Origin of the sequence: Halosolutus amylolyticus, assembly GCF_023566055.1 — an archaeon.
Lineage (GTDB): Archaea > Halobacteriota > Halobacteria > Halobacteriales > Natrialbaceae > Halosolutus > Halosolutus amylolyticus.
The window spans coordinates 273,465-299,061 of the sequence record NZ_JALIQP010000002.1 but is presented as its reverse complement, the minus strand read 5'-3'; the positions used below and the strand labels follow the sequence as shown (position 1 = coordinate 299,061).

Genomic DNA, 25,597 nt, shown 5'->3' with positions numbered 1-25,597 from the left:
GTGGTGTGTGAGTATCGTCATTCTTTGAGTGCGCCTGCGGTCAGTCCGCTCACGATTCGTTCCTGCGCGACGATGACGAGGATCACCACGGGGAGGACCCCGACGATGCTCGCGGCCGCCATCAGGTTGAAGTCGGTCGTGTACTGGGTCTGGTAGCTCAGGATGCCACCGACGAGCGGCGACCAGTTCTCGGGCCGATTCTCCAGCGCCATGATCGAACTGAAGAAGTACTCGTTGTAGACCGCGATGAACGTCAGCACGGCGGCGGTCGCGACGCCGGGCGCCGAAAGCGGCATGATCACGCGGAACAGCGCGCCCAGCCGCGTGGTCCCCTCCACCCGTGCCGCGTCCTCCAGTCCGTCCGGGATCTGGGCGTAGAACGTGGTGAGGATGAAGATCGCGAGCGGCAGGAACAGCGCGCTGAAGGGCATGATCATCGAGCCCGGCGTGTTCACCAGCCGCGGTGCCTCGAACAGTTCGATGCCGAGGAACGGGACGACGACCGCGTTCCCGAGGAACGCGTCGAACAGCGGGATGAGAAACGCCGCCGGCGGGAAGTACGAGATCACCAGCACCGCGAGCATCAGCGCGCCGCGGCCGGGGAACTCGAGGCGCCCGAACACGTACCCTGCGAGAGTCGCCACGGCGAGGACGATGATCGTCGTCGTCGTCGCGAGCACGAAGCTGTTGAAGACGAAGAGGTGGAACGGCACCTGTTGGAACACTTCCACGAACGCGTAGACGTTGAACCCCTGTGGATGCGGGAACTCGATCCCGATCACCGGCAGGGACCAGTCGCCCGTCAGGATCTGGCTGTTCGGCGTCAGCGCGAGGACGAGCAGCCAGTAGAACGGGAACAGCGTCGTCACGAGGAAGAACGAACACGCGACCCAGAACAGCGCCCTGTAGAGGCGCTGGCGCTTCGCTTCGTCCTCGAGGACGCTCCGGGCCCACCTGTTCAGCGGTCCCTCGTCGGCGTCCGCCTCGTCGCTCCGGGTGTCGGTTGCGGTCGCCACGTCAGACCCCCTCCTTGTACTGCTGGTAGATGACGATCGTCACGATCACGCCGATGATGCCGGCCGTCACGAACGCGACCGCGGAGGCCAGTCCGCGACTCGAGTAGAACGTCTCGACGACCATACACGACAGCGACGGCACGGTCGTACAGCTCGAGACGGAGTCGATCAGCCCGTAGATCCGCATCGCGTCGATCGTCCGGAAGAGGACGGCGATGCCGAGCGACGGCAGGACCAGCGGGAACGTGATCAGCTTGAACTGCTGCCACTTCGAGGCCCCGGCGACCTTCGCGACGTCGTAGAGGCTCCGATCGATGCTCTGGAGCCCCGCGAGGATGAGCAGGGCCATGAACGCCGTCGTCTTCCAGATGTCGGCGACGGTCACGATCAGGAACGCGCTCGTCGGATCGTTGAGCGTGTTCGTCGGGGCGACGAGGCCGAACGACGAGAGGTACTGGGTCAGGAACCCGGTGCTCGGGTGGAACATCAGGTAGAAGATCATCCCCTGGATGACGAGCGGAATCGCCCACGGGATGATGATCGCCGCACGAACCCAGCGCCGACCGCGGAACTCCTTGTCGAGCACGAGCGCCTGTCCGAACCCGATCAGGGTCTCGAAGAAGACGCTCACGACGGCAAAGAGGATCGTCACGACGAGCGTACTGCGGGCCCAGCCCTCGACGTGAACGAACGGAAAGCTCCCGCTCGTCGAAACGTCGGGGAGGAACGTGACCGACCCGGGCAAGCTCGAGTTCGCGTTGCCGGTGAACAGGTCGGCGTAGTGCTGGACGCCGACGAACTCCGGATCGGTGTTCCCCAGGATGCCCGTGTACATCGACAGCTCGAACGTCCGCAACAGCGGGTAGAGCGCGATCGTGGTCAACAGGACGAACACGGGCGTCAACAGCAGGTAGGCGAAGGCCGTCTCGCCCAGGTTCTCCAGCCACCGCGTGAGCGCGACGAGCGGCCCCGACTGGCGGGATTCCCGACCGCTGTCGACCGTCTGTCGTTCTGTACTCATTATTCGTTTTCGATGTCGTCGATCGCGCTCTGGAGGTCAGCCGCAGCGTCTTCGGGACTCTTCTCGCCGGCGACGGCCTGGTTGGCCTGTTCGGCGATCGTCGTCGCCTGGTTGGGCCACTTGGTCGTCACGGGTCGCGGCATCGCGCCCTCGCCGGCGACGCGAAGCGTGCTCATGTAGTTGGCCACGTCGCCGATGACGTCGGGATCGGTCGCCTCGTCGGAGTCGAAGAGGGACGGTTTCGGCGGGAGCCACGCGATGGCTTCGAGCATCCCGAGGTTGAAGTCGTCCTCCGTCATGGCGGCGAGCACCTGCAGGGCCTCGTCTTTCCGCTCGGAGTTGGGGTTGAGCCCGATGTGCCAGCCGCCCTGGGCGGAGGTCGACCCGCCCGTTCCGGAGTACTCGGTCTCGCCCTCCTCGACGGCGTAGGGGAGCGGCATTACGCCGAGGTCGTCCGGCCCCTCGAAGTCGTACTCGCCGCTGAGCGCCTCGACGATCGCGTACGGCCAGTTCCGGTGGAAGGCCGCCCGTCCCTCGGTGAACGGAGCCAGCGCCGGGTTCTCCGTCCACGAGGTGATGTCCGGTGACGCGACGCCAGTGGGGTAGTCGTCGAGCGTGTGCTCGTCTTCCTCGTCTGCGGCCAGCGTGTACATCATGCTGAGCGCCTCGATGACCTCCGGTTCGTCGATCGTCACCGGCCGCTCGCCGACGGGGCCGGCCAGGTTCTCCTCGCCGCCGAAGTACGCGCCGCCGAAGGAGGTCATGACCTCGTTGAAGGTACAGCAGGCGGTCCCCTCGTAGACGTCCCACTGGGTCGAGAAGCCGAACTCGGCGTCGGAGGCGTCGACGATCTCTTCGGCCATCTCGGCCCACTCCTGCCAGGTCATCGGCTCGGATTCCCACTGGTCGAAGTCCTCGTCGGAGTAGCCGGCCTCGCGGGCGTACCCCTTGTTGTACAGCATGAGCGCGTAGTCGGGGAACAGCGGGACCCCGAAGAGGTTCCCGTCCGGATCGCGGGCCGTGTTGGTGAACGCGTCGAAGTAGTCCTCGTCGATCCGGGAGAGGGTGTCGTCGTCCAGTTCCTCGGACAGGTTCGCGATGTACCCCCGTTCGATCAGGACGTTCGTCCAGCCAGTGTCCATCATGAACAGGTCGGGCGAGGACTCCTGTGCGTCGAGGAGGGAGATGTACTGGTCGCGCTGGTCGCCGGTGTCGTCCGACTGTTCGCTAAACTGGATCTCGATCTCGTCGTCGACGCCGTTCTCGTGGAGCAGGTCCGGGAGGTTGTCCCTGACGTCCGAGATGGTCGTCGACCCCATCGCGATCGTCACGGCGTTCTCGGCGCTTGCGTCGTCGCCGTAGATACACCCTGCCAGACTCGTCGCGGCCCCGCCGGCCCCTGCCGCCTTGACGAAGGTCCGTCGTGAAACGCCCGCGTCTTCGTTCTCTGAACCCTGTGAGTATCTCTCACTCATAGAAAAGAGTATGAGGGTTATTCGTATTTATAGCTAATGGATCAACTACAACGGGTGTAGTTAACCAGATCTATTCTGTCAGGGGACGACGACGATCGAGTACCCACGACGGTCAGGCGCCGATGACGATCGATCCCCTTCCGAACGGAGCGGTGGCTCACGGGCCGCGCAGGCTACCCAATCCGCCGTCCGTACACAGCGCCGCCAGAACAGCCAGGGACACCGAAAACGGCACCTCGACGCGCCGCCCCCGGCTTACTCGATCGACTCGATCGTGATCCGCATCGCCTCGTAGTCCTCGATCATCGCCCCCCAGCCGCCGATGGTGAAGCGCTCGTCACCGTCGGCGACCGTCAGCGAGGCCTGGCCTGCCAGCTGCGAGAGGGGCGTCGCCCGGTCGTCGCTCGCGGAGATGCCGGCGTACGTGGCGTCGACGATCGTCCCGTGTCGGGTCGCCTCGCGGCCCGTGTCCGTCTCGAAGCCGCGGATCGTCGCCTCGATGGTCCGGTCGTCCTCGAGCAGCGGCATGACGTCCTGGAGACACTGCCGGAGGTCGACGTAGGTGAGCGGCGGCTCCTCGCGGCGGGCCGAGTAGATCGTCTCCTGGACCTCCCAGAGGCAGGTCAGGAAGTACCAGTGGAAGACGTACGAGTGGGTCCGATCGTTGACGATGACGCCGTACTCGTTCGTCGACCCGCCGTGTGGCGAGAAACAGGTCCACGATCGATCGACCAGCGCGAGAAACGGCGAGGGGATGTCGCGGTATCGCGCTTCCGTGGACGCACGCGCCAGGTCCTCCGTCGAGGGGAGGTCCGGTTCGTCCTCCAGCGGCGGGAACAGGCAGACTTTGACGTCGACGTCGTTCTCGACGGCGACCGCGAGCGCGTCCGAGAGCTCCGCGAACTGGGCGGGCGTCAGGCCGATCTGGACCTGGTTCGTGGCCGATCGGATCAACTCGTCCGTCTGCGTCAGGACCGTATCGAGCCGTTTGACGATGCTGACCTTGTGGTCCTCGATGTCCGGCCGACTCCACCGATCCTCGATCTCGTCGGCGGCGGTCTCGAAGCGATTCGCACGGGATCGCAGGTCGGCGAGCACGTCCGCCGGATCGTGGGCGCGGGCGTGCAGGCTGTCCTGCTCGTAGGTTTCGATGTACCCTTCGTCCTCGAGATCGCGCAACACGTCGTAGATGCGTGGGTCGGGGACCGAACTGGCCTGTGCGACGTCGGTCGCCGACGCCGAGCCGAACTCCAGCAGCGTCACGAACGCGTCGGCCTGGTACGGCGAGAGGCCGGCGTCCTCCAGCGTCTCGACGAGTTGGTCGCCGTCCATCGCGACTCACCGCCCCGCGAGGTCGGGCGTCGATCGATCGCGTCCACCGCCGATCGGGCGATCGGGGCCGCTCGCGAGGACGCAGTACGATCGGTTCCTGTGCGTGTCTCTCTCGTTCATTCTTGGCAGGATATAACACCTGTTGTAAAAAAGACTGTCGCTGGCGCCACACTCAAGACGATCGGGGGGAAACGAACGCGCCATGACCGATCCGCTCGAACGGGTACGCCGACCCGAATACACCGGCGAGAACCGGTGCTGGCCGTGTACGATCACCAACAGTCTCCTGCTGACCGTCCTCGTCGGCGCGGCCGCGTGGCGAGGTCGACGGCTCCTCGCCGCCGGGATCGGCCTCCTCGGGGCCGGCGCGATCGCACTCCGCGGCTACGTCGTCCCGTACACGCCGCGGTTCGCGCCGCGTCTCGTCGCGGCGCTCCCGATCGACGCGTTCGACCACGGCGACCCGGTCACGGAAACGGGGTCGCTCTCTGGCGCGGGCGAGGCGGCCGGACACGACGAGGGAGAGCCAGCGCCGACCGGCGAGGAGGTCCTTACAGAACTCCTCGAGGCGGACGCGGTCGTCGCCGAGGGCGAGGAGATCCGCCTCTCGTCCGACTTCCAGGACGACTGGCGGCGAGAGATGCGGACGCTTCGCGAGGGGGACCTCCAGACGCTCGCACAGGTCGCCGACGAGCAGACGCCGCCAAGGATCGAACCGCGGACGAGAGAGGGCTGGGGCCGTCCCGTCCTGGTGCTCGAGAGCGATGACGCCCCGCCCGTCACGCTCCGACGGGGGATCGCCGTCGCCGAACTCGCCGCCGCACGGGCTCTCGAGTCCCGCGTCGACTCCGGCGCGATCCGCCGCGCCGCCGGCCGCCCGTTGCGATCGCTCCTCGAGACGTGCCCCCTCTGTGACGGCGAGTTGACCGTCTCTCAGTCGACCTGCTGTGGCGACGTGACGCCGATCGGAAAGACGCCCACGGAGAAACTGGTCTGTCCCGACTGCAACGAGCGGTTCTTCATCTTCGAGGACGAGCGCTGAGCGGATCCCGCCCCGCGATCACTCGTCCGCGATCGATCCGTCCCCGATCGAACCGACGGTCTCCCGGCCCGGGAGCGCCGCCATCGCGCCGGCGGCCGTCGTCGCGGCGGCCCCGACCGCGTTGGCGAACGAGAGCGTCGCGGTCAGGTCCCGCTCCTCGCGCAGTCCGGCGATCGCCCCCGCGACGAAGGCGTCTCCCGCCCCGGTCGTGTCGACGACGTCGGGATCGTAGCCGGGGTGGCTCGCGGTTCCCGCCCACTCGGTCCCGTCGGCGCCGACGGCGATCGCCCCCGATTCGCCGCGGGTGACGAACACCACGTCCGGTCCGGCCGTCATCGCGTCCCCGGCGATCGCCTCGGCGGTCTCGCCCTCGAAGCCGAGTCGCGAGAGTTCCCCCGCGGTCGCTTTCAGCACGTCCACGTTCGAGAGCGCCCCCCTGACGACGCGCCGGTAGGTATCCGCGTCCGGCCACAGTTCCGGGCGCTCGTTCGGATCGAACGAGACGGTACACCCCTGGTCGGCGGCCCGATCGAGCAGGTCGAGCGTCGCCTCCCGGGACCGGCCGCTGGAGAGCGTCACGCCGCCAGCGTGGACCCACTCCCGGTCCGCGAGCACCGCGTCGTCGATCCGCCCCGGTTCGAGGCGCGTGTCGGCGGTTCCGTCCCGGTAGAACGAGAACTCCCGGTCGCCACGCTCGTCGTGTGTGACGAACGCCAGTGAGGTCTTCGCGTCGGGGTCCAGTTCGAGGAACCGATCGGGCACCTCGTTCGCGACGAGCGTCTCGTGAAGGTATCGGCCGAAGGGGTCGTCGCCGACGCGCGTCCAGAACAGCGGCGCGTGCTCGAGTCTGGCGAGCGCGACGGCGACGTTCGCCGGCGCGCCGCCGGGCCGTCGTTCGAACCCTTCGACCGCCGCGATCGGGCCGGGTTCCTCGGGAAGGAAGTCGATCAACGCCTCGCCGGCGACAAGGACCTCGTGGTTCATGGCGCCCCCTTCGACCCGCCGGCCACAAGACGTTACGGGTCCGGATCGACCGGCGTCGCGACTGTGGTCCACACCGATCCCCTTCGTTCGGCGTGGTTCGTCCCGCGGGGGTGCTTGCGTGTGACGCGCAATCCTTTCACTGTCGGAGCGGCGTACGACGCCCTGGAGAGATCCATGAGCGTCACACTTCAGTTCGACGACACCGAGAACGTACGGCTGACGGAGGCGACGGTGGAAACGCGATCGGCGGATCGAATCGAGTTCGTCGTGGCCGGGAGCCTGACGATCACCGACGCGTTGCTCGGACAGTTCGAGGGCGCGACGCTGGATCCCGTTCGCGTAACCGTCTCCGCCGACGGCACGGACGCCGTCCCGATCGATCTGACGGACCGGGCGTCGCTCCGCCTCGACGCCGTCGACGTCGGCGTGGCCACGCCGGACGGGGCCGACGTCGCGGCCGGCATCGACGCGCTCTCCCCGACGACCGACGGGGGACCCGACTCGCTCGATTCGCCGCCCGACGTCCTCTCGTTTACCGTCCACGGCGAGATCCGGGACGTCCCGACGGAGACGATCGAGACGATCGCTGGCGACTCTCCAACGGTCGAGTCGCTGACGTTCGCCGTCGAGAAATCGGTCAGGAGCGACGGCGGGTCTGGAACCGACGTGATCTTCGAACTCGACCTGCTCGGCTACGGAATCATCGTTCGTCGCGACGGATCGATCGTCGTCGGCAGCGGCGGCCCGCTGGCCAGCATCGACCTCCCGTGAGGCCGAGTCGATCCCCGAACAGTCAGAATCGAACCGGCTTCAGTCGTCCGCGGGCGCCGCAGTGCCGCGGTCGACGTCGATAGTGCCCTCGTCGAGCTTCGCCTCGACGTTGCGGGCCGCCTGCACCATGTTCTCCATCTTGCCGTAGGCGACGTCGCGGGGCAGGAGTTTCACGCCGCAGTCCGGCGAGACGACGAGCTGTTCCGGCGGGACGACCTCGAGCCCCTTCTCGATGTTCTCCTCGATCTGTTCGACGGACTCGACCTCGGCGACGTGGACGTCACAGACGCCGAGCGCGAGGTCCTTCTCGAACTCGGGATCCTTGAACACGTCCAGTTGCTCGTAGTCGCCGTTGGCGAGTTCGAGGTCGAACTCGTCGACCGGGAACTCCAGGATCTCGGGGTAGATCCGGGAGTAGTCGCCGTAGCAGACGTGGAGGCCGATGCGGACGTCGTCGGGAATGTCGGCGACGATGTGCTCGAGCGCCTCGCCGACGATCGCGTGGTCGTCCGGCGTCGTCGCGAGGGCCGGTTCGTCGATCTGGATGTAGCGCGCGCCGGCGTCGACGAGTTTCTCGATCTCCTCGTTGACGAGGTCGGCGAGGTCGTAGGCGAGTTCCTCGTCGTCCTCGTAGGCCTCGTTGAACGACCAGCTCGCGAGGGTGTACGGACCCGTGATCGGGACCTTGACCGGCCGATCGGTCGCGCTCGCGGTGAACTCGTATTCGTCGACCAGCCAGTTCTCGTCGTACTCGACCTCGTCGACGACGCTCGGTTTGTCGAAGTAGTTGTGTCCCCAGACCTTGACGGGGCCGTTGAACTCGTAGCCCTCGATGCGGTGGGCGAAGAACTCGACCATCTCGTTGCGCCGCATCTCGCCGTCGACGACGGCGTCGAGACCCGCCCGTTCGTGTTCCTGCGTGATGAGGCGAGCGGCGTCGTCTTTCGCTTCCCGCCAGTCGTCCGCGTCGAAATCGTGGTCGGGGTCCTCGTAGAGTTCCTTCGCGCGGTTGAGCCACTTCGGCTTGGGGTAGCTGCCGACGACGGTCGTCAGCAGGAAGTGGTCGTGCTCGTGGTTCTCGGGCCGGAACTGATCCTTGTTCTCGTTCGTGCTCATGCTGCTTTCACCTCCGCGAGGTCCGCGGCCTCGGCGAGGACCGCGAGTTTCTCCTCGAACTTGCTGTACGGCAGGTAGAACGTCTCCGTGTTCGTCGTCAGGTAGACCGTCTCGAACTCCGTGACTGGAAGCTGGTCGTACACCCAGTCGACCCGGTCGCGGATCGCCTCGGGATCCTCGACGAGCGTGTTCTGCCCGTCGGCGAGCCCCAGCGAGACGCCGTCGGTCGCGCCGTACTCCTGGAGATTGTACACGTTGTCCTCCTGTTCGGCCACGAAGTCGAAGCCGACCGCGTCGATATCGGCGTCGAGCAGGTGGGCGTAGACCTTCTCCTCGAGCGCGCCCCAGTAGGGCTGGACGACGACGTCGGCGTCGGTCGCGCCCGCGACTCGATCGATCGCCTCGCTGGCACGCTCGTCTTCGCCGTCCTCGGGGGCGTTCTCGACGAGCGACGGTTCGAGCAGGAACAGCGTCTCGTGGTCGGGGAAGGCGTCGACCTCGCCCGCGAGGAAGTCGGCGATCGCCGCGAGGAAGTCGGCCTCGTCGCCGTAGTGTTCGTCCGTCGCGAGATCGGCGAGCGAGTAGGGGCCGGGGAGGACGGCCTGCAGGTCGTCGCCGTCGGCCAGTTCTACCGCGGACTCGAGTTCACCGGCGACGTCGCCGGAGAAGCCGAGGTCGTCCTGGACGACGGGTTCGCGATAGAAGTTGTTGTTGTCGTAGTAGCGGACGATCCCGCGCGTTTCGACGGCGTCGTGGACCGCCAGCGGGTGGGCGAGCATGTCGTCCCAGCGCAGTTGCCCTTCGACGATCCGATCGAGGCCGGCGTCCTGCTGGACGGCGATCACGTCCTCGCGGGCCTGCTCGTAGGCCGCGGTGATCTCCTCGCCCTCGTCGCCGCTGACGAGGTCGCCCTTCTGGTGACCTTTGAGGTCCGAGAGGTCGTCTTTCGCCCAGTCCGGGAGCGGATACAGCCCCGGCGTGGTCGAGACGTAATCAGTCATTCGTGAGGCGGGCTAGGCTATACCGACGCTTAATATTTTCCATCCCATCTAATACACGACAGTAATCCTCACGGGACGATGGCGGCGGTTCGATCGGTCGATCGTCGCCGCGATCGGCCGCTAACTGGGCGCTCACAGCGTCCGCGGCACGACGACGACCGGCAGGGGAGTTATCTCCCCGGCCGAGAGACCCCCGGTATGGAACTGACCATCGACCACGTTCCGTTCGCGGTCCGGGACCTCGCGGCGACCGGCGAGGAGTTCGATCGACTCGGACTCGATCCCGAGTACGGCGGCGTCCACGGCAACGGCGTCACGCACATGTCCGTCCTCGGCTTCGAGGACGAGTCGTACCTCGAACTCATCTCGGAACGGGCGGACGGCGAGCACGACTTCTGGCCCGACCACATCCGCGCCGACGCGGGTCCGGCCGCCTGGTGCGTTCGGGTTCCCGACATCGTCGCGGCGTGCAAACGCGTCCTCGAGCGGGGATACCCCGTCCGGGGGCCGCTCTACGGCTCCCGCGAACGCGAGGACGGCACCCTCGTCGAGTGGGACCGGGCCGAGTTCGGGACGGACGACGATCGACTCCTGTTCCCGTTCGCGATCGCGGATCGGACCCCGCTGTCGGCTCGCGTCGAACCCTCCCCGAGCGTCGCCGGCGGCCCGCTCACCGGGATCGGACAGGTCGTCCTCGGCGTGACGGATCTCGGCGAGGCCGTCCGGACGTTCCGGGACTGCTATCGGATCCCGACCCCGGTTCGCGACGAGGTCCCCGGGATCGGAACCGTCGCCTCGGTCCCCGGCCAGCCGGTAGCCTTCGCGACCCCGACGGACGACGGCTGGCTCGCCGATCGCCTCGACCGGTTCCCCGACTGTCCGTGTTCGTGTCTCCTGGCGACCGACGACCTCGCGACCGCGCGGGCGGCCTATCCGCTGACCGACCCGATCGAGTGGCCCGACGGCCGGGTCGCGTTCTTCGAGTCGGAGCCCCTCGGCCGTCGACTCGGCGTCGTCGAGCGATCGTGAGTCGATCGGTCGAAGCGACGACTCGCTGTCTCGGGCCGCGGTCGCCGTCCGCTCACTCCAGGGCAAGCAGCGCGTACGTCTCGTCTCGCTCGACTTCCGCGACGACGTAGAGCGTGCCGTCGTCGAGAACTGGCCCCGGTCCGACGCGACCGTCGAAGGACCGATCGAATCGGAGCGCCGGCCCGCGGTCCGGATCGTCGCCGGGCGTCGGATCGACTGCCCAGAGTCGATCGCCGCCGACGAACAGGGTGTCGCGGCCGAGCACCGGCGCGGTGTGCTGCCAGTCGCCGATGTCGTATTTCCAGTACCGGGTTCCGGACGCCGAATCGATGGCGTGGAGCGTTCCCGAGAGAGTGGCGACGTAGACGACTCCCTCGGCGAGAGCGATTCCGCGTTCCGCCTGCCCGGTGTCTACCGACCAGCGGATCCCGTCCGCGGCGTCCGCCTGCTCGTCCATCGTCAGGGCGTAGGTCGTCCCGTTCCGGCAGGTGACGTAGACCGCATCGGTGTCGATGCTGGGCGGACACGTTGGCCCTGCGGGAAGCCGCCACTGGCGCCACCCGCGCCCGCCGTCGTCGATGGCGTAGACCATCCCGGCCTCCGTGGCGACGATCCAGTAGTATCCCTGAGCGATCGCTGCGTGATCGATGACCTGCCCGAAGACGTCCCGTCGCCACTGGACGTCGCCGTTCTCGGGATCGAGCGAGACGACTTCCTCGCCCGCCCCGCAGACCAGCGACGATCCGTCGTACGTGGCCGGCGTCGTCGCCCGGCCCGGCGTCTCGAACGAGCGCTCCCACAGGATCCCGCCGTTGTCCGAATCGATCGCACGGACCGACTCGTGGGTCGAGACGTACGCGACGCCGTCCCAGAGCAACGGTACAGTATCGACGTCGGGAACCGTCCACAGCTCCGTCCCGTCGTCGGCGTCGAAGACCCGGAGGGTGTCTACGTCGAGGAAATAGACGCGATCGTCCGCGACGATCGGTTCTCGATAGGCGGTCTGCGCGACCTCGACGCGCCAGCGTTCGGTCACCCCGTCGACCGGCGCTTCGCCGTCCGCGATCGCACGCGTGTTGGCGGCGTTGCACCCGAACGTCGACCACTCGCCGTTCGCACCGCTGACGTGTCGGCCCGGATCCGGGAGTTCGCCGACGCCCGACTCCGGCGGCTCGTCGGGGTCGGGCGTCGATACCTCTCGCGAGAGTTCAGAACACCCCGCGATCGTCGCGCTCGCGGCACCGACGCTCGCCAGGAGGGCACGTCGTGACGGAGACATATTCGTTACGTCACAGGAGATCCGGTAAATACCTTCGGTACCGGGTCAGCGCAGCAATTCGAGCACGGTCAGCGTCTCGAACGGGAACGACTCGTCGGCGACCGCGACGGCGCTGAACCCCTCCTTGCCCGCGCGTTCGACGACCTCGTCGACGCCGGTGAGGCTGCTGACGAGCAGGTAGACGACGCCGTCGGGGGCCAGCACGCGGCCGACGGTCGCGAGAAACGGATCGATGACGGCCCGGCCGTCTTCGCCGCCCGAGAGGGCTCGTTCCATCCAGTCGTCCCACTCGTTGTCGGGGTCGGTCGGCAGGTAGGGCGGGTTGAACGCGACCGCGTCGAACGCGCCGTCGGCGAACGGCGATACCAGATCGGCCCGGACCGTCTCGACCCCCTCGCTCCGGGCCTCTCGGACGGCGTGGGGATTCAGGTCCGAGGCGATCACGCGGGCATCGGTCTCTTCGGCGATCCGGGACGCGACGTAGCCCGACCCAGTGCCGACCTCCAGCACGAGCGCGTCGTCGTCGATCCGTTCGGCGGCGGTCTCGGCGAGCAGCGCCGAGTCCTCCGCTGGCTGGTACACGTCGCGTTCGAGCCCCCGCCGGTCCTCGAGGCCCATCTACGATCCCTCCGGCTGTGACAACTGGTGGTCGGAACCGGATCGATCGTCGTCCCCGTTGGATCCGGCCTCGGCGGGTTCGCCTCTCGGTCGGCCACCGTCACCGTCGAACGCCCCTTCCGGGCCGTCCGAGATCCGGAAGCCGCCGGTTTCGGCCCGGCCGGACAGTTCGCGCTGCGGGTAGGGGATCTTGATCCCCTCCTCTTCGAAGGCCGTTTTGATCGCCTCGATCGCGGCGGTCCGGGCCCGCCAGTGGCGTCGCGCGCTCGGCCTGTCGATCCAGAACCGGACGCCGAGCACCACCGCCGAGTCGCCGAACGACTTGCCGACGACCATCGGCGACGGCGCGTCGAGTGCGAGATCGACGTCCGCGAGTGCGTCCTCCGCGAGCGTTGCCGCCCGATCGACGTCCGTCCCGTAGTCGACGCCGACCTCGACTTCGATGCGGAGCCGTCCCCGCTTCGATCGGTTCGTCACCGTACTCGAGGCGATGACGTCGTTGGGGATCATGATGTACTCGCCGTCGAAGGACTTGAGGCGGGTGTTGACGATCGAGATGTCGGTGACGATCCCCTCCTCGTCCTCGACCTCGATCCAGTCGCCGATCTCGAACGGTCGGGCGAACATCAGGACGAACCCGGCGAGCATCGTCCCGAGCGTCTGGCGTGCCGCCATACCGACGACGATCCCGAGGAAGCCGGCCCCGACCAGCAGGCCACCGAGGTCGTCGACCCAGACGCCGAGGATGACGACGAGCGACACCGACCAGATGATCACCTGCGAGAGGCGGTGAGTCACCTCTCGCTGGTGGTCGGTCACCGCCGCGGCGGAGCCGAGGACCTCCGCGACGACCCGGCGGACGAACCGCGTGACGATGAACGTCGCGACGAGGAGGATGAACGTGACGATCGACCGGGCGACCGCGTCGCTGCCGAACCCGTAGGTATCGTAGGCATTCTGTAGAACGTCGGTCTGACCCCAGACGCCGACGACGACGCCGAGGCTCGCGACGCAACTCGCGGTGAGCACGACCATCGTGACGATGTCGCTGTACAGCGGTCGTGTCCGTTCGTTGAGCCACGCCTGGAGTCGCCGGGAGGAGATCAATACGGCGAGCAGGAACCCGAAGGCTGCGAACGTCACCGCGAGCCGCTGGGGTTGCGATTCGACGGTTTCCGACAGCCAGTCGAGTCCCGACACGACACCGGTCATGGATCTGTGTGATCTGTCGACCGATTCGGCCGTCCAGCTTTGAGTATCCGTCGGTCAGCGCCGGACGGGGTCGATCGGTTGACAGGTGCGATCACGCCGTCGGTTCACCGACCTCGATCGCGAGCGTCGCCAGTTGCGCGAATTCGGCGGGCGTCATCGCGTCCGGGCGTTTCCGGAGCAGTGCTTCGTCGGCCGCGTCGACGACCGCGTCGGGGTCCTCGAGGGACGTGATGTGGGCCGTGTTCCGGATGCCGTTCCGGACCGTCTTCCGTCGCTGGGTGAACAGCGCCTTGACGAACCGCAGGAAGAACTCCTCGTCGTCGATCTCGTAGTCCGGGTCCCGCGGGACCAGTCGGACCACCGCGCTCTCGACCGCCGGCGGCGGGGAGAACGCCTCCTTCGGCACCGTCTCGACGAGTTCCGGCTCCGCGTAGTGCTGGGTGGAGACCGAGAGCCGCCCGTACTCGCTGGTTCCGGGATCGGCGACCATCCGCTCGGCGAACTCCTGCTGGAACATCAGCACCAGCGGCCGCTCCTCGGGAAGCAATTGGAAGGTAATCTCGCTCGAGACGCCGTACGGCAGGTTCGACACGGACGCGGTGAACTCGGGCAGGTCGACCTCGAGGGCGTCGCCCTCGATCACCGTCAGTCGCCCCTCGTCGATCGCGTCGGCGAACTCCTCGCGCAGGAACCCCGCGAGGGTTCGATCGCGCTCGACGACGGTGACCTCGTCGGCGACCGCGAGCAGCCGATCGGTCAGCGCGCCCGTCCCGCCGCCGATCTCGAGGACGTGGCTCGTGTCGGCGTCGATCTCCGCTCGCGGGGGATCCCCGCTCGCAGTATCCGAGGCGCGTGGCGCCTCGCCATCCTCGAGGTAGGTCGGCAGGCGATCGAGGACACGATCGTCGACGAGGAAATGCTGGTCGCGATCCGGATCGCCCCGCACGCCCGCCCGAGCGATCAGTCCGTCTGGATCTCTCATTGGCGACGGTTGGGACGGAACGGGTGTAAACGCACCGTCTTCGACGTCGGGGATCCGATCGGGTGCCGTGCCGGACCGACTACGCGGGCGATTTGATCTCGACGAGGTAGCCGAACGGGTCCTCGAAGTAAATCGACGGATACCGGCCCGTTGCACCGAGTCGCGTCGCTTCCTCGACGATTTCCGCGGCGCTGTCCTCGAGTCGGTCCCGGACGACCGATCGGGGCTCGTCGACGAACACCGCGACGTGGTTGACCGCCTCGCGGGAGGGTCGCGAGAACGACTCGGTCGGCGAGACGTGCCAGACCGTCTCCTCGGTGAGGCGGACGAAGAAAAAGCCCTGCTCGCCGTCCCGGTACGCCGGCAGGTGCTCGAACTCGAAGCCGAGCGCATCGCGGTACAGCGAGACGAACTCGTCGACGCTGTCCGCCGGAATGCGGAGATTCAGGTGATCGATCCAGTTCGGATCCATGGCCGACAGTCACGCCACGTGACAAAAGAGGTGGCGGTTCCCGGTGGCGAACTGGCGGTATCGATGCCCAGTCCGCCCGGAGACACTGCGGATCGACTACTGGTTCTGTTCCTGTTCGCGTCGCCCGACGAACGTCTGGTACTTCAGGTCGTCGTCGCGCAGTTCTTCGAGGATACGCTCGACGAGGATCTCGTCGGGATCGTGCAGCCCCGAGACTCGATCGGAGAGGTCGTCGAAGCTCTCGAAGGGCTTGCGCTTGCGCTCGTCGAGGATGCCGTTCCGGAGTTTCTTCCCGATCCCCGGCAGGAGGTTCAACTGGTGGAGTCGCAACGTGATCGGTTGGGCGTCGTTGTAGAAGTCGACGAACCGCTCCTCGTTCTCCTCGACGAGGTCGTCGACGACGTACTCGAGTTCGGACTGGGCGCCCGACGAGAGGTCCTCGTACTCGACCCGGTGGGCTTCGGTGACTACCTCGCGCTCTGCCGGCGGTTCGACGACGACCTCGCTCCCGATCGTCAGGCGTTCGTCCTCGTCGAACGCGACCTGGTAGAGGCGGAAGTCCTCGACCTCGAGCGCGTACCCTGCCGGCGACTTCTCGTACTGCGGGCGGCCGTCGTCCGACAGACCGTGTGCGAGGTAATCCAACACGACCGCGCGCCGAACGTCCGTCTCGTCGCTGTCGGCTTCGCTCATTAGTTGTCGATACGGCCACGGCGTACTTAAAGAGTCGGCCCGCTCTCAGCCGTCGGCGTCGAACCAGTGCATCGCTGATCCCTATCGAAGACTGCGATCGGGCGGTACGTCGGTGCCGATCGTCTCACCGGTACTGCGCGACGACGTTGAGAATGTCGTCGAGTTCGTCGCCGGACAGCGAATACCGTTGCTGTGCGTACACCGATCGAAGTTCGTCCCGGTCGCGTGGCAGGAGGTTCGCGATCTTGTACGCCGTCGGTTCGTCGACCTTCTCGAGTTCCTGGAGGTCGTCGACCAGCGCCTGTGCCTCCTCGGGGTCGAGCGTGGTGAACCGGTTGACGTGTTCGATCGCGCGGGCGAGTTCGTAGCGGAGCTCGCGGTCCTCGTCCAGTGCGCGTTCGGCTTCGATGTCGGCGAGCAGCTCCTTCGTTTCCGAGACCGTCAGGAACTCCTCGTCGACGATCTCTTTGAAGATCGTCATGGGTCCTGGCTCAGACGTCGACCTGGTCCTGGTCCTGTGCGCGCATGTGGGCCGCGGTCACGATGAGCGTCTTGATCTTGCCGCGGTCGTCGATCTCGACCTTGAACGCGTCTCCCTGTTTGCCGACGACCTCACCGGTGTGGCCGTCGAAGCGCGGGTGGAAGCGGCCCTTCGGGACGCTCGGGTCGATCTTCAGGTGGACTTTCTGTCCGTCGTCGTACTCCTGGATCGCTCGCTGTGGCGGCGACGCCCCGCGATCGCGGGGATCGTTGGAAAGTTTGTTCCGGGTTCCCTGACGAGGGCCATTAGATTTCGGCATAGTCGTACGCCCCTCTTACTTGGTGATGGTTATAAAACGCACGTTCCACCGTCGTCGCGGTCGCGAACGAGAATCGACCCGGATCCGATCGCCGCCCGCCGACAGACGAGGCGGTCGACCTCCCTGTTACCCTGGCCCCGGCGTCGGGCCGTTGAGTCGACGACGCCGATGCGTCGACGCGCGGAGTTCGATGATACCCGTCACGAGAAGCACCCCGCCGACGCCGGCGAGAACGACCGTCGCGATCGGCGGCGAGACGACGTCGATGAGGTACCGTCCGACGAGTGCACCGGCGAGGAACCCGAGGTTGACTCCGGTGACGCTCCCGATCGCCCAGCCCCGGCCGACCGGCGCGTACAGGCCGCCGATCGCGACGGTCTCGCCGATCGCGTGCACCGTCAGGACCGCCAGGCCGACCAGACCGAGCGCGGCGCTCGCGACGTAGACCCCCGCAACGAGGACGCCTTCGACCGATCGGTGGAGCGCGATCGCGCCGAACGCGGCGTCAGCACAGCCGTCGTGCGGCGAGACGCCCCGGGCACGACCGGCCCACGCGACCGCGCCACCCAGGAGCACGCCGCCGATCGCGACGGCCGCGTACTGACCGACGACCGACAGCAGCGCCAGGAGTCCGAGGAGGATCAGCAGGACCGACGTCACGATCCGGGTCGCCGCGCCGTCACCGTGCTCGTGGTCGCGATCCGGATCGGCGGGGTCGGAATCGGATCCGGACGCGGGATCGGACGCGAGTTTCGACCGGAAGCCTCGAACCGCTCCGAGGCCGATCGCGACGCTGAGCAGGGTCGAAAGGCCGATCGCCGCGAGAAACGGCACCGTCGCTTCGTGGCCCTGTGCGCTCGCTCCCGTCTCGTGGGCACTGGCGACGGCCGGCCCGATCGAGAGGGCGACGAGTGCGATGGCTATCGCGACGACGGTCGTCCGGGGCGGGCGAATCCGTTCGAGACGGGCTGTTCGGTGCACGTTACATCCAGATGTCGCTGGTGCAGTCGCCCTCGGGCCACCGGATCTCGTGGGCGCGAGCGGGCCCGTCCGGTAACTCGCCGAAGTCGACGAGGAAGTCCTCGTCGAGCGTCATCGTTCCCTTGCGGGGATCGACGTCGACCTTCAGCATGACCGACCCCTCCTCACCCTCCGCGGGGAAGAACTGGTTGTCCCAGGTCGAGTACAGCGACGTCGTGAAGTAGAGGCGCTCGCCGTCCAGCGAGAACTGGAGCATCTGCGGCCCGGCGTTGATCGTCCGCCCGTTCACCTCCTGGCGATCGCTGAAGAGGCCGCCGACGGAGACCGTGTCGACCAGTCGCGGGTTCGACCGGTCGGAGATGTCGTACATGCGGACCTCCCCGTGGAGCCAGTTCGCGAAGAACAGGTACTGGTCGTCCATCGAGATCACGAGGTCGGTGATGAGACCGGGGACCGGCATGTCCCAGTCCTCGTGCTCGCGGGGTTCGACGTCGATGACCTTGCTCGCCTGCCAGTCCCCGTTCTCCTCGTACAGGTGGAACATGTTCGACGAGAGCGCGGCGCCGACGTACGCGTGGTCGGAGTCGGGACTGTGGAGGAATCGCACCTCGAGCGGGACCATCCCTTCTTCGCCGAGATCGATCGTCTGCTCGACCGTCCGATCCTCCCAGTTCCAGAAGTGGAGTTTCTGGCCGTACTTTCCGGCTTCGACGTCCTCGAGGTCGAACCCGGGCTGGTAGGTCGCGGGAGCGGCCCACTCGCTCGAAACCATCACGTTCCGGCGTGGCTGGTACCAGAAGTCGTAGTTCATCTCGATGTCGCCGGGCGCGTCCCACCGACCCTCGACCTCGAAGTCCGAATCGAGGAGGAGGAAGCCGCCCGGGAGGTCGCCGTCGGCGTTCCCGAGCATGCTGATCATGATCTTCTCGTCCGGGATGCAGTGGACGGTGTGCGGCGCCGAGAGGTCGTGTTCGAACACCTCCTCGGGTTCGATCACCTTCACGAGTTCGGGGTTCTCGCGGTCGTCGGTGTCGACGATGTGAATCCGGGACGATCGGTTGCCAGGAACGACGAGGTAGCGCCGCTGTGCGCCCTCGACGTGGCAGGACGAGGAACAGGCGTTCCAGCCGAAGTGGTGGAGTTCGTCGCCCTCGACCGGCATCTCGATCCGATCGATAATCTCGCAGTACGTCTCCGAGTCGGGGTCGAGGTCGACCACCGTCAGCATGTCGGGGGCGTCGACGTCCGTCCCGACGTAGAGGGCCGGTACGTACCCGATGGTCTCGCGGGCCGCCTGCTCGATGGCGGCCTGCGGCGTTGCATAGCCCACGTCGCTGGCATGATGCTCGTGTTCGCCGTGGGCGTGGCTGTGGTGTTCTGAGCTAGAGCCCATACAGTATGATACGCGTCTAGACTACATAAATAAATATTATAGAAAGATATTTGCAAACCTTCGGTCCTGTGTTTCTACGGACCCGTCCCCCGGAGCATAGAGCGGGGTCGATACTCGGAGATCGGCCCCGACGGCGGAGTCGTCAGTATAACTTACCTCCGCCGCGTCGGCCCGCGTATGGACGACGACCAGTTCCGGATCGAGACGCGATCGATCCACGCCGGCCAGGAACCCGACGCGGAGACGGGGGCGCTGATGACCCCGATCTTCGCCAACTCGACCTACGAGCAGGACGCCCCGGGCGACCACCGCGGCTACGAGTACTCCCGGACCGGGAACCCGACCCGGACCGACCTCGAGGAGAACCTCGCGAGCCTCGAGAATGCCGACTACGGCCGCTGTTTCTCGAGCGGTATGGGCTCGATCAACACCGTGCTCAACCTGCTCGAGGCGGGCGATCACGTGGTGACGGGCAACGACGTCTACGGCGGCACCCACCGCATCTTCACCCAGGTGTACGAGGACTACGACGTCGAGTTCTCCTTCGTGGATATGACCGATCTCGACGAGATCGAGGCCGCGTTCCGGCCGGAGACCGAACTGCTCTGGCTCGAGACCCCCACCAACCCGCTCATGTCGGTGGTCGACGTCGAGGGCGCGGCCGAGATCGCCCACGCGAACGATGCGCTCTGTGCGATCGACAACACGTTCGCGACGCCGTACCTCCAGCGGCCCCTCGACCTCGGCGCGGACGTCGTCTCCCACTCGCTGACCAAGTACCTCGGCGGCCACTCCGACGTCGTCGGCGGCGCCCTGCTCACGAACGACGAGGAGTTAGACGAACAGTTCGGCTTCTACCAGAACTCCGTCGGCGCGACGCCCGGTCCGTTCGACTGCTTCCTCGTCCTCCGGGGGACCAAGACCCTGCCCGTCCGTATGGAGCGTCACTGCGAGAACGCGCGCGCGATCGCCGACTGGCTGGACGACCACCCCGACGTCGATCGGGTCTACTATCCGGGGCTCGAGTCCCACCCGGGCCACGAGATCGCTCGCGAACAGATGGACGACTTCGGCGGCATGCTGAGTTTCGAACTCGACGCGACTCTCGAGGAGGCTAGCGAGGTCGTCTCGAACACCGAGGTCTTCACGCTGGCGGAGAGCCTCGGCGGCGTCGAGAGCCTGATCGAACAGCCCGCCCCGATGACTCACGCCGCGATCCCGCGCGAGGAACGCATCGAGGCCGGTCTGACGGACAGTCTCATCCGGGTGAGCGTCGGCATCGAACACGTCGACGACCTGATCGCCGATCTCGACGCCGCGATCGATCGCGCGCTCGGGACGTGACGTCGGGATCCCCGGACCGTACGGACTCCCGTCAGTCGGTTCCGGCGTACCTACGACCCGCCGTGCAGGAACACGGGGACACAGTGACAGCAGACCGTCTCACAGCAGGCCCCTGCTCTCGACGTGGTAAACCAGGATCCGCTCGAAGGCCTCGAGATAGGCCTTCCCGTCGACCGAGTCGAGGTCGCCGACGAGGGTACCTGCGGCGTCGTACTCCGCCTGCCAGTCCGCGAGGAACTGGGCCTCGAGGTCGCTCCCCTCGATCGCCTCGATCACCGGATCGACGGTCTCCGGCGTCGGAGACGCCCGAACGGCCTCGAGTCGATCTCGCGAGACGACGCCGGACTCGAGCGCGCGGACGACGATCCCGGAGACGAGATCGCCCTCGTGGAGTTCGCGCTTCCAGGTCACGAGCCAGTTGCAGATCCGGGCCATCCGCTGGGTTCGCCGGACCAGTTGCCGGAGCGCCCCGAGTTCGCCGGCGTCGAACGACGGCGCATTCACGAGGTCGAGATCCGCGTAGACGAAGATCATCATGTTGTGAACGTCGTACCGCCACAGATCGCGTTCGGAGACGAGCGCGGGGTGTGCGTCGGCGACCCTCGCGTACTCGATCGCCTGCACGACCTGTTGCAGGTCGAACCTCAGGACGTCGCGGAACGCTCCGAGACGGGGACTGTCCTCGATCGTCGCCGAAAACGTCGCCCAGACGCGCTGGAGGAATCGGATCGTCTCGTCGTCGACCCCGCGGCGATCGGGATCCGCCTGACAGTAGTCGAACGGAACTTTGCTCGCCTCCTCGAACGTGGCCCGATCGCCGCGTTTCTCGGCGACGTCGTCGACGACGGTGACGAACAGCGACGAGAGGAGTTTCGCCTCCTGAGCGCGCCCGGCGTGGTCGTCGTCCACGCAGGAGAGCGTAAACTTCGGAAAGAGGTGCGTGAGCCAGCGCCAGAGGTACGGATCCCGGTTTCCGATCGCGTCGTCGTACGCATCGAGCAGTGGGACGATCGATTCGGGGAGTTCCTGCCGACGAACGGCCGCGACGATCGAGTCTCGTCCAGTGGTTTCGGACTGGAGGTGATTACTCGCCACGAATGATTTTACTCTAATATATTATTAAATCTATTGATATAAGATGATAAAATAGTCGGTGGCGGGTTCGACGACGGTAGCGGTGGGACGAACCCGCAGGTTCGGTGCGGACGGGCCAGAAATCGCGAGACTGGATACGGAAGGCGATCGATCGTGGTCAGTTGACCGAGATTCCGTAGTAGTCGGTGTACTTGACGAAATCGCATCGTTGCAACCCGTCGGCGGCGTCTTCGTCGACGGCGTCGAAATCGTCGTCAGGACCGCTCTCGCCGACGAGGTCGGGGAACAGTTCTTTCGCCGCTTCGCCCAGTTCGTCGTAGTGGCAGACGGTGGAGTCGGCCGGGACGTCGTCGACCGGTTCCGCTGTGACGTGCTGACTCATGGTACGATGTCTCGTGGTTGTGGGTGGGAGATATTCAATTTTCCCCAGATAGTTGACGATCGTACACAGTAGTGGCGTTGTAACCCGTTTGAATTGGACGAATGAGTATTCGAGTCGGGGCCTCGATCGATCACACGCGTCACGTCGATCCGAGCCGATATCGGCTCCTCGCCGTCACGGGTCGTCCACGAACCCGATCGGGCCGGGAAATGACACACACCTTTCTCGGTCCCCGACGAACGGCGTCCTATGAACGACCACGACGAAGCCGGTGTTCACGCGCTTCCGATCGACGTCGAGTACGGCGGCCGCGAACTGACGATCACGCCGTCGGTCGTCGAGACCGATCGCGGACTGGTCCTGATCGACGTCGGGCCGCAGGGTGCGGTGGATTCGCTCGAGGCGCACCTGCAGAACCTCGGCTATGCGATCACGGACGTCTGGCTGATCGTCTGTACCCACCACGACGGCGACCACGTCGGCGGGCTGTCGGCCGTGCTCGATCGCGTCGACGCCGTCGTCGCGACCCATCGCGACGAGGCACCGTACGTCAGGGGGGATCGCGACCCGATCAAGGGCGGCGGCAATCGGTACGCGCCGGTCGCGGTGGACCTCGAACTCGCGGACGGCGTTCGGATTCCGACGCTCGCAGGGCCGATGGAGGTCGTCGCGACCCCCGGCCACACGCCGGGACATATCTCGTTGCTGTTCCCCGAGGACGGACTCCTGCTCGCCGGCGACGCGCTCGTCGCCGACGGGGACGCTCCGCTCGAGGGGCCGAAACCCGAGTTCACGCCGGACACGGACCGCGCCACGGACTCCGTCGGTCGACTCGCCGAGCGGGACGTCGAACACACCCTGTGCTTTCACGGCGGCTACGTCGACGCCGGGAGCGATCGGATCGCGGAGATTTACGACCAGTATCGGAACTGACGGCGTTCGACCGTCTGCGGTCACTCCTTGACGATGTGGCCCTCGAGATAGTTCTCGATCTTGTCGTTCGTCGCCTGGGTCCGCTTGCAGAACGTGACGACTCGATCGCCGTCCTCGCGCCGGTCGTCCTCGACCTCGATCTGGAGGCCCTGGCCCCGGAGGTGGTCGAAGAGGACGTCGATCGTCTCCGTGCTGGCCCGGACGGTGTGTCGTTCGCCGACGGATCCACCCTCTTCGACGGTCTGGATGCTGTCGCGCATCGAGAGGAGGATCGCCTCCCCCAGTTCGTGTGCGCGCTCGCTCGCTCGCTCGTCGGATTCGCCGCGCTCGATCGTCTGGAACGCCTCGCGGATGAGTCGGCGGAACATGAACGCCTGCCCGTAATCGAACGGGAGCGAGAAGGCGTACGCGAGATCCCCCTGGTTCGCCGCCGACGTCGTGTACTTCAGTAGTTCGGTTCCGTCGGGCGATTTCATCACGACGCCCTCCCGGTCCTCGGCCTCGAGGTCGCGGACGATCCGATCGACCTCGCCGGCCGCGTCGTCGACGTCGTAGCTGCCGAAGTACTGCGTCTGCGGAATATCGAACCGATCGTACCGCGCCCGGCGTTCGTCGACCGGGAGCGGGTCGCCGGATTGCCGATCGCGCCAGTCGAACGCCCGGAAGGCCAGCGAGTCGACGTCGGGGTAGTCGTGGGCGGTGTAGGGGTTCTCGGGACCGATCATTTCGCCACAGACCATCGCCTCGGGATGGGCGTCGAAGAGCGGGTCGAGATCGACGAGGCGATCGATGAATCGGGTCGTGAACGGGCAGACCATGCCACTTCGGGAGAACGCGAGGACGTCGCCGTCGATCCGGGCGAACCGGACGTTGTAGCCGTTCAGTTTCTCCTCGACGACGACCACGTCGTCGAACCAGTTCGGGATCCCCGTCTCGAGGACGAGCGTCCGCGGGATCTTGGGGAACCCACGGACGACCTCGCCCGCGATCAGGGCGGTACCGCGCTCGACGCCGCGACGGTAGTCCGGCACGTGCCGGTACTCGAGTCCGTCGTAGCTCCGGTCTTCCATGTGTTCCGTGAGCGAGTCGAACGCGGCTTTTCCGATCCCGAGCGTCCGGTGGTACTCGGTATCACTCATCGTGTCGGGCTACGTCGCGCCGACGGAAGAATCACGCCCCCCGATCGGATCCGCAGTCGGGCCCGCGACGGTGGCGTCTCTAGTAGCCACTGAAACGATTTACACACTGATCGCAAAGCTGTCCTGCGATCAGGTGTGCATTGACTTTCAGTGGCTACTATTGATCGGCGAAACGGAATTCTCATCGGCGTCCAGCGAGTACGCGCTCGTATGCAGATCGAACTCCGCGTCTGCCAGCACTGTCTCGAGGGCGATCACGGCAACGAGAAGCGGACGCAGGTGATCAACGACATGGTCGACTGCGCCGAGCGGATCAAGGAGTACAAAGACGTCATCGACCTCGATGCGGTCCACATCCGCAGAGTCCGGGAGGACGAGCCCGGGAAACCGGCCTCGCTACCCGTCGTCGCGGCGTCGATACAGGACAACCAGGTCGTCCTGAACGATCTCCAGCTCGTGACGGAAGGCCAGGACGGCAACATGCTCATCTACGTCGATCCCCAGGACATCCTGACGGTGCTCGCCGGCAACGTCGACGAGATCAGCAAGGCCGTTCCCAGCGACGTGACCGTCGACCTCTCGCCGACCGGGGCCGAGATGATCTCGGAGGCGGACCTCGGCGCGAAGGGGCCCCAGACGGACGACAACTGACGGTTCGCCCCGCCGATTCCGCGTTCGTCCGTCCCCGATCCGCCCCGAGACCTACTTATTTCCCGGTTCGGCCCCTATCCTCGACCATGTCCAGCGAGGCGTTCAAACAGCGGTTCGTTCTCGATACGTCCCTGTTCATCACCGAGGAGATCCGGCGAGACGACGAGTCGGTCGAGGACGCCGTGTGTCGACTGCTCGAGTTGATCGCGAACGCCCGCCTCAACCTCGGCATCTCCTGTTACGTGCCGCCGACGATCCACGACGAGTTGACGACGATGCTCGCCGATCGAGGGGTGAGCGAGGAGACGGTCGCGATGCTCAACACGTGGGTCATCCGCAAACACCCCGATCGGTACGAGATTTCGATCCCGGCGAACGTCGTCTACACGTTCGTCGACGAGATGAGCGATCGGGTCAACCGCGGACTGCGGGTCTCCGAGGAGGCGGTCCGTCGGGCCGAGCGAAGCGCCGACGAACCCCTCGACGAACACGAGTACAAGACGGAGGTCGACGCCGTGATCTCGGACCTGCGGGACAAGTACCGCGGCGCGATGCGCACCGGCGTGCTCGACTCACGCGAGGACTTCGACCTCTTGATCCTCGCCCGCGAACTCGACGCGGGCGTCGTCACCGAGGACAGGGGCATCATCGACTGGACCGAGGACTTCGGCCTGCGCTTCATCCGCGGCCGGGAGTTTCCCAACCTGCTGGAGCAGTACCTCGCGACCGTCGACCCTGAAACGAAGCGAACGATCGACTAACCGTCCGTCCCGGTGTGACGCGATCAGACGCGAGCGCCGCCGCTCGCGGAACTGCTCGACGGCGGCGAAAAAGGG

Annotated in this window: 27 protein-coding genes; 7 read left to right on the top strand and 20 right to left on the bottom strand. The window is 66.4% G+C overall.

Annotated elements, in window-relative coordinates:
• Positions 1-17 precede the first annotated feature (17 nt).
• The 4 genes from MUN73_RS07875 to MUN73_RS07860 all read right to left on the bottom strand — a co-directional run bounded on the left by MUN73_RS07875 (position 18) and on the right by MUN73_RS07860 (position 4,844).
• The gene (locus MUN73_RS07875; protein WP_250139909.1) at positions 18-1,016 is read right to left on the bottom strand and encodes a carbohydrate ABC transporter permease; all 999 of its coding nucleotides are present in this window, start codon (positions 1,014-1,016) and stop codon (positions 18-20) included.
• Position 1,017: 1 nt separating this feature from the next.
• Positions 1,018-2,037, bottom strand: coding sequence for a carbohydrate ABC transporter permease (locus MUN73_RS07870; RefSeq protein ID WP_250139908.1), 1,020 nt, complete (start codon positions 2,035-2,037; stop codon positions 1,018-1,020).
• The gene (locus MUN73_RS07865) at positions 2,037-3,512 is read right to left on the bottom strand and encodes an extracellular solute-binding protein (RefSeq protein ID WP_250139907.1); all 1,476 of its coding nucleotides are present in this window, start codon (positions 3,510-3,512) and stop codon (positions 2,037-2,039) included. The genes MUN73_RS07870 and MUN73_RS07865 overlap by 1 nt, the downstream gene beginning before the upstream one ends.
• 255 nt (positions 3,513-3,767) lie before the next feature.
• Positions 3,768-4,844, bottom strand: coding sequence for a TrmB family transcriptional regulator (locus tag MUN73_RS07860; protein ID WP_250139906.1), 1,077 nt, complete (start codon positions 4,842-4,844; stop codon positions 3,768-3,770).
• A gap of 202 nt (positions 4,845-5,046) precedes the next feature.
• Between MUN73_RS07860 and MUN73_RS07855 the strand changes: the two genes are divergently transcribed.
• On the top strand, positions 5,047-5,886 hold the full coding sequence (locus tag MUN73_RS07855) for a DUF8054 domain-containing protein (protein WP_250139905.1): 840 nt from the start codon (positions 5,047-5,049) through the stop codon (positions 5,884-5,886).
• A gap of 18 nt (positions 5,887-5,904) precedes the next feature.
• On the opposite strand, the gene MUN73_RS07850 is transcribed toward MUN73_RS07855, so the two are convergent.
• Positions 5,905-6,870, bottom strand: a complete 966-nt coding sequence (locus MUN73_RS07850) for a carbohydrate kinase family protein (protein WP_250139904.1) — start codon at positions 6,868-6,870, stop codon at positions 5,905-5,907.
• A 174-nt stretch (positions 6,871-7,044) separates the two neighbouring features.
• Here MUN73_RS07850 and MUN73_RS07845 point away from each other — a divergent pair, with 174 nt between their 5' ends.
• Positions 7,045-7,641, top strand: coding sequence for a hypothetical protein (locus MUN73_RS07845; RefSeq protein ID WP_250139903.1), 597 nt, complete (start codon positions 7,045-7,047; stop codon positions 7,639-7,641).
• 39 nt (positions 7,642-7,680) lie between these two features.
• On the opposite strand, the gene MUN73_RS07840 is transcribed toward MUN73_RS07845, so the two are convergent.
• Positions 7,681-8,757 carry a methionine synthase gene (locus MUN73_RS07840; protein ID WP_250139902.1) on the bottom strand — a complete coding sequence of 359 codons (1,077 nt, stop codon included), beginning with the start codon at positions 8,755-8,757 and terminating at the stop codon, positions 7,681-7,683.
• Positions 8,754-9,758, bottom strand: coding sequence for a 5-methyltetrahydropteroyltriglutamate--homocysteine methyltransferase (locus tag MUN73_RS07835; protein WP_250139901.1), 1,005 nt, complete (start codon positions 9,756-9,758; stop codon positions 8,754-8,756). Before MUN73_RS07835 ends, MUN73_RS07840 begins: the two co-directional genes overlap by 4 nt.
• A 198-nt stretch (positions 9,759-9,956) precedes the next feature.
• Between MUN73_RS07835 and MUN73_RS07830 the strand changes: the two genes are divergently transcribed.
• On the top strand, positions 9,957-10,787 hold the full coding sequence (locus MUN73_RS07830) for a VOC family protein (RefSeq protein ID WP_250139900.1): 831 nt from the start codon (positions 9,957-9,959) through the stop codon (positions 10,785-10,787).
• A 52-nt stretch (positions 10,788-10,839) separates the two neighbouring features.
• Here MUN73_RS07830 and MUN73_RS07825 read toward each other — a convergent pair whose 3' ends face one another.
• The 10 genes from MUN73_RS07825 to MUN73_RS07780 form a co-directional block, all read right to left on the bottom strand.
• On the bottom strand, positions 10,840-12,066 hold the full coding sequence (locus tag MUN73_RS07825; RefSeq protein WP_250139899.1) for an outer membrane protein assembly factor BamB family protein: 1,227 nt from the start codon (positions 12,064-12,066) through the stop codon (positions 10,840-10,842).
• A 45-nt stretch (positions 12,067-12,111) separates the two neighbouring features.
• On the bottom strand, positions 12,112-12,684 hold the full coding sequence (locus tag MUN73_RS07820) for a HemK2/MTQ2 family protein methyltransferase (RefSeq protein ID WP_250139898.1): 573 nt from the start codon (positions 12,682-12,684) through the stop codon (positions 12,112-12,114).
• A complete protein-coding gene (locus tag MUN73_RS07815; RefSeq protein ID WP_250139897.1) occupies positions 12,685-13,896 on the bottom strand; it encodes a mechanosensitive ion channel family protein in 1,212 nt (403 codons plus the stop codon).
• Between the two features lie 91 nt (positions 13,897-13,987).
• Positions 13,988-14,878 (bottom strand): 16S ribosomal RNA methyltransferase A, encoded by an 891-nt coding sequence (locus MUN73_RS07810; protein WP_250139896.1) that lies wholly within the window; start codon positions 14,876-14,878, stop codon positions 13,988-13,990.
• 79 nt (positions 14,879-14,957) lie between these two features.
• Entirely contained in the window at positions 14,958-15,350 is a 393-nt protein-coding gene (locus MUN73_RS07805; protein ID WP_250139895.1) for a VOC family protein, read from the bottom strand.
• Positions 15,351-15,446: 96 nt separating this feature from the next.
• Complete coding sequence (locus MUN73_RS07800) at positions 15,447-16,043, bottom strand: DUF655 domain-containing protein (protein ID WP_250139894.1); 597 nt, start codon at positions 16,041-16,043, stop codon at positions 15,447-15,449.
• Between the two features lie 124 nt (positions 16,044-16,167).
• Positions 16,168-16,524: an RNA polymerase Rpb4 family protein gene (locus tag MUN73_RS07795; protein WP_250139893.1), complete on the bottom strand. Its 357-nt coding sequence runs from the start codon at positions 16,522-16,524 to the stop codon at positions 16,168-16,170.
• Positions 16,525-16,534: 10 nt separating this feature from the next.
• Positions 16,535-16,843: a 50S ribosomal protein L21e gene (locus tag MUN73_RS07790; RefSeq protein WP_250139892.1), complete on the bottom strand. Its 309-nt coding sequence runs from the start codon at positions 16,841-16,843 to the stop codon at positions 16,535-16,537.
• 126 nt (positions 16,844-16,969) lie between these two features.
• Entirely contained in the window at positions 16,970-17,824 is an 855-nt protein-coding gene (locus tag MUN73_RS07785) for a ZIP family metal transporter (protein WP_250139891.1), read from the bottom strand.
• A gap of 1 nt (position 17,825) precedes the next feature.
• Positions 17,826-19,217 (bottom strand): selenium-binding family protein, encoded by a 1,392-nt coding sequence (locus tag MUN73_RS07780; protein WP_250139890.1) that lies wholly within the window; start codon positions 19,215-19,217, stop codon positions 17,826-17,828.
• A 177-nt stretch (positions 19,218-19,394) separates the two neighbouring features.
• Between MUN73_RS07780 and MUN73_RS07775 the strand changes: the two genes are divergently transcribed.
• Positions 19,395-20,561 (top strand): cystathionine gamma-synthase, encoded by a 1,167-nt coding sequence (locus tag MUN73_RS07775; RefSeq protein WP_250139889.1) that lies wholly within the window; start codon positions 19,395-19,397, stop codon positions 20,559-20,561.
• Between the two features lie 99 nt (positions 20,562-20,660).
• On the opposite strand, the gene MUN73_RS07770 is transcribed toward MUN73_RS07775, so the two are convergent.
• Both MUN73_RS07770 and MUN73_RS07765 read right to left on the bottom strand, forming a co-directional pair.
• A complete protein-coding gene (locus tag MUN73_RS07770) occupies positions 20,661-21,656 on the bottom strand; it encodes a hypothetical protein (RefSeq protein ID WP_250139888.1) in 996 nt (331 codons plus the stop codon).
• A gap of 157 nt (positions 21,657-21,813) precedes the next feature.
• On the bottom strand, positions 21,814-22,038 hold the full coding sequence (locus MUN73_RS07765; protein WP_250139887.1) for a DUF7979 domain-containing protein: 225 nt from the start codon (positions 22,036-22,038) through the stop codon (positions 21,814-21,816).
• Between the two features lie 249 nt (positions 22,039-22,287).
• Here MUN73_RS07765 and MUN73_RS07760 point away from each other — a divergent pair, with 249 nt between their 5' ends.
• Positions 22,288-22,971: an MBL fold metallo-hydrolase gene (locus tag MUN73_RS07760; protein WP_250139886.1), complete on the top strand. Its 684-nt coding sequence runs from the start codon at positions 22,288-22,290 to the stop codon at positions 22,969-22,971.
• Positions 22,972-22,991: 20 nt separating this feature from the next.
• Here MUN73_RS07760 and MUN73_RS07755 read toward each other — a convergent pair whose 3' ends face one another.
• Complete coding sequence (locus MUN73_RS07755) at positions 22,992-24,110, bottom strand: RNA ligase (protein WP_250139885.1); 1,119 nt, start codon at positions 24,108-24,110, stop codon at positions 22,992-22,994.
• A 210-nt stretch (positions 24,111-24,320) separates the two neighbouring features.
• Here MUN73_RS07755 and MUN73_RS07750 point away from each other — a divergent pair, with 210 nt between their 5' ends.
• Both MUN73_RS07750 and MUN73_RS07745 read left to right on the top strand, forming a co-directional pair.
• Positions 24,321-24,761, top strand: a complete 441-nt coding sequence (locus tag MUN73_RS07750; protein WP_250139884.1) for a hypothetical protein — start codon at positions 24,321-24,323, stop codon at positions 24,759-24,761.
• Between the two features lie 86 nt (positions 24,762-24,847).
• A complete protein-coding gene (locus tag MUN73_RS07745; RefSeq protein WP_250139883.1) occupies positions 24,848-25,522 on the top strand; it encodes an RNA ligase partner protein in 675 nt (224 codons plus the stop codon).
• Positions 25,523-25,597 lie beyond the last annotated feature (75 nt).

Coding starts and splice junctions, on each gene's coding strand:
- MUN73_RS07870 (WP_250139908.1), bottom strand. CDS start 2,037: ATGAGTACAGAACGACAGACGGTCGACAGCGGTCGGGAATCCCGCCAG.
- MUN73_RS07865 (WP_250139907.1), bottom strand. CDS start 3,512: ATGAGTGAGAGATACTCACAGGGTTCAGAGAACGAAGACGCGGGCGTT.
- MUN73_RS07860 (WP_250139906.1), bottom strand. CDS start 4,844: ATGGACGGCGACCAACTCGTCGAGACGCTGGAGGACGCCGGCCTCTCG.
- MUN73_RS07855 (WP_250139905.1), top strand. CDS start 5,047: ATGACCGATCCGCTCGAACGGGTACGCCGACCCGAATACACCGGCGAG.
- MUN73_RS07850 (WP_250139904.1), bottom strand. CDS start 6,870: ATGAACCACGAGGTCCTTGTCGCCGGCGAGGCGTTGATCGACTTCCTT.
- MUN73_RS07845 (WP_250139903.1), top strand. CDS start 7,045: ATGAGCGTCACACTTCAGTTCGACGACACCGAGAACGTACGGCTGACG.
- MUN73_RS07840 (WP_250139902.1), bottom strand. CDS start 8,757: ATGAGCACGAACGAGAACAAGGATCAGTTCCGGCCCGAGAACCACGAG.
- MUN73_RS07835 (WP_250139901.1), bottom strand. CDS start 9,758: ATGACTGATTACGTCTCGACCACGCCGGGGCTGTATCCGCTCCCGGAC.
- MUN73_RS07830 (WP_250139900.1), top strand. CDS start 9,957: ATGGAACTGACCATCGACCACGTTCCGTTCGCGGTCCGGGACCTCGCG.
- MUN73_RS07825 (WP_250139899.1), bottom strand. CDS start 12,066: ATGTCTCCGTCACGACGTGCCCTCCTGGCGAGCGTCGGTGCCGCGAGC.
- MUN73_RS07820 (WP_250139898.1), bottom strand. CDS start 12,684: ATGGGCCTCGAGGACCGGCGGGGGCTCGAACGCGACGTGTACCAGCCA.
- MUN73_RS07815 (WP_250139897.1), bottom strand. CDS start 13,896: ATGACCGGTGTCGTGTCGGGACTCGACTGGCTGTCGGAAACCGTCGAA.
- MUN73_RS07810 (WP_250139896.1), bottom strand. CDS start 14,878: ATGAGAGATCCAGACGGACTGATCGCTCGGGCGGGCGTGCGGGGCGAT.
- MUN73_RS07805 (WP_250139895.1), bottom strand. CDS start 15,350: ATGGATCCGAACTGGATCGATCACCTGAATCTCCGCATTCCGGCGGAC.
- MUN73_RS07800 (WP_250139894.1), bottom strand. CDS start 16,043: ATGAGCGAAGCCGACAGCGACGAGACGGACGTTCGGCGCGCGGTCGTG.
- MUN73_RS07795 (WP_250139893.1), bottom strand. CDS start 16,524: ATGACGATCTTCAAAGAGATCGTCGACGAGGAGTTCCTGACGGTCTCG.
- MUN73_RS07790 (WP_250139892.1), bottom strand. CDS start 16,843: ATGCCGAAATCTAATGGCCCTCGTCAGGGAACCCGGAACAAACTTTCC.
- MUN73_RS07780 (WP_250139890.1), bottom strand. CDS start 19,217: ATGGGCTCTAGCTCAGAACACCACAGCCACGCCCACGGCGAACACGAG.
- MUN73_RS07775 (WP_250139889.1), top strand. CDS start 19,395: ATGGACGACGACCAGTTCCGGATCGAGACGCGATCGATCCACGCCGGC.
- MUN73_RS07765 (WP_250139887.1), bottom strand. CDS start 22,038: ATGAGTCAGCACGTCACAGCGGAACCGGTCGACGACGTCCCGGCCGAC.
- MUN73_RS07760 (WP_250139886.1), top strand. CDS start 22,288: ATGAACGACCACGACGAAGCCGGTGTTCACGCGCTTCCGATCGACGTC.
- MUN73_RS07755 (WP_250139885.1), bottom strand. CDS start 24,110: ATGAGTGATACCGAGTACCACCGGACGCTCGGGATCGGAAAAGCCGCG.
- MUN73_RS07750 (WP_250139884.1), top strand. CDS start 24,321: ATGCAGATCGAACTCCGCGTCTGCCAGCACTGTCTCGAGGGCGATCAC.
- MUN73_RS07745 (WP_250139883.1), top strand. CDS start 24,848: ATGTCCAGCGAGGCGTTCAAACAGCGGTTCGTTCTCGATACGTCCCTG.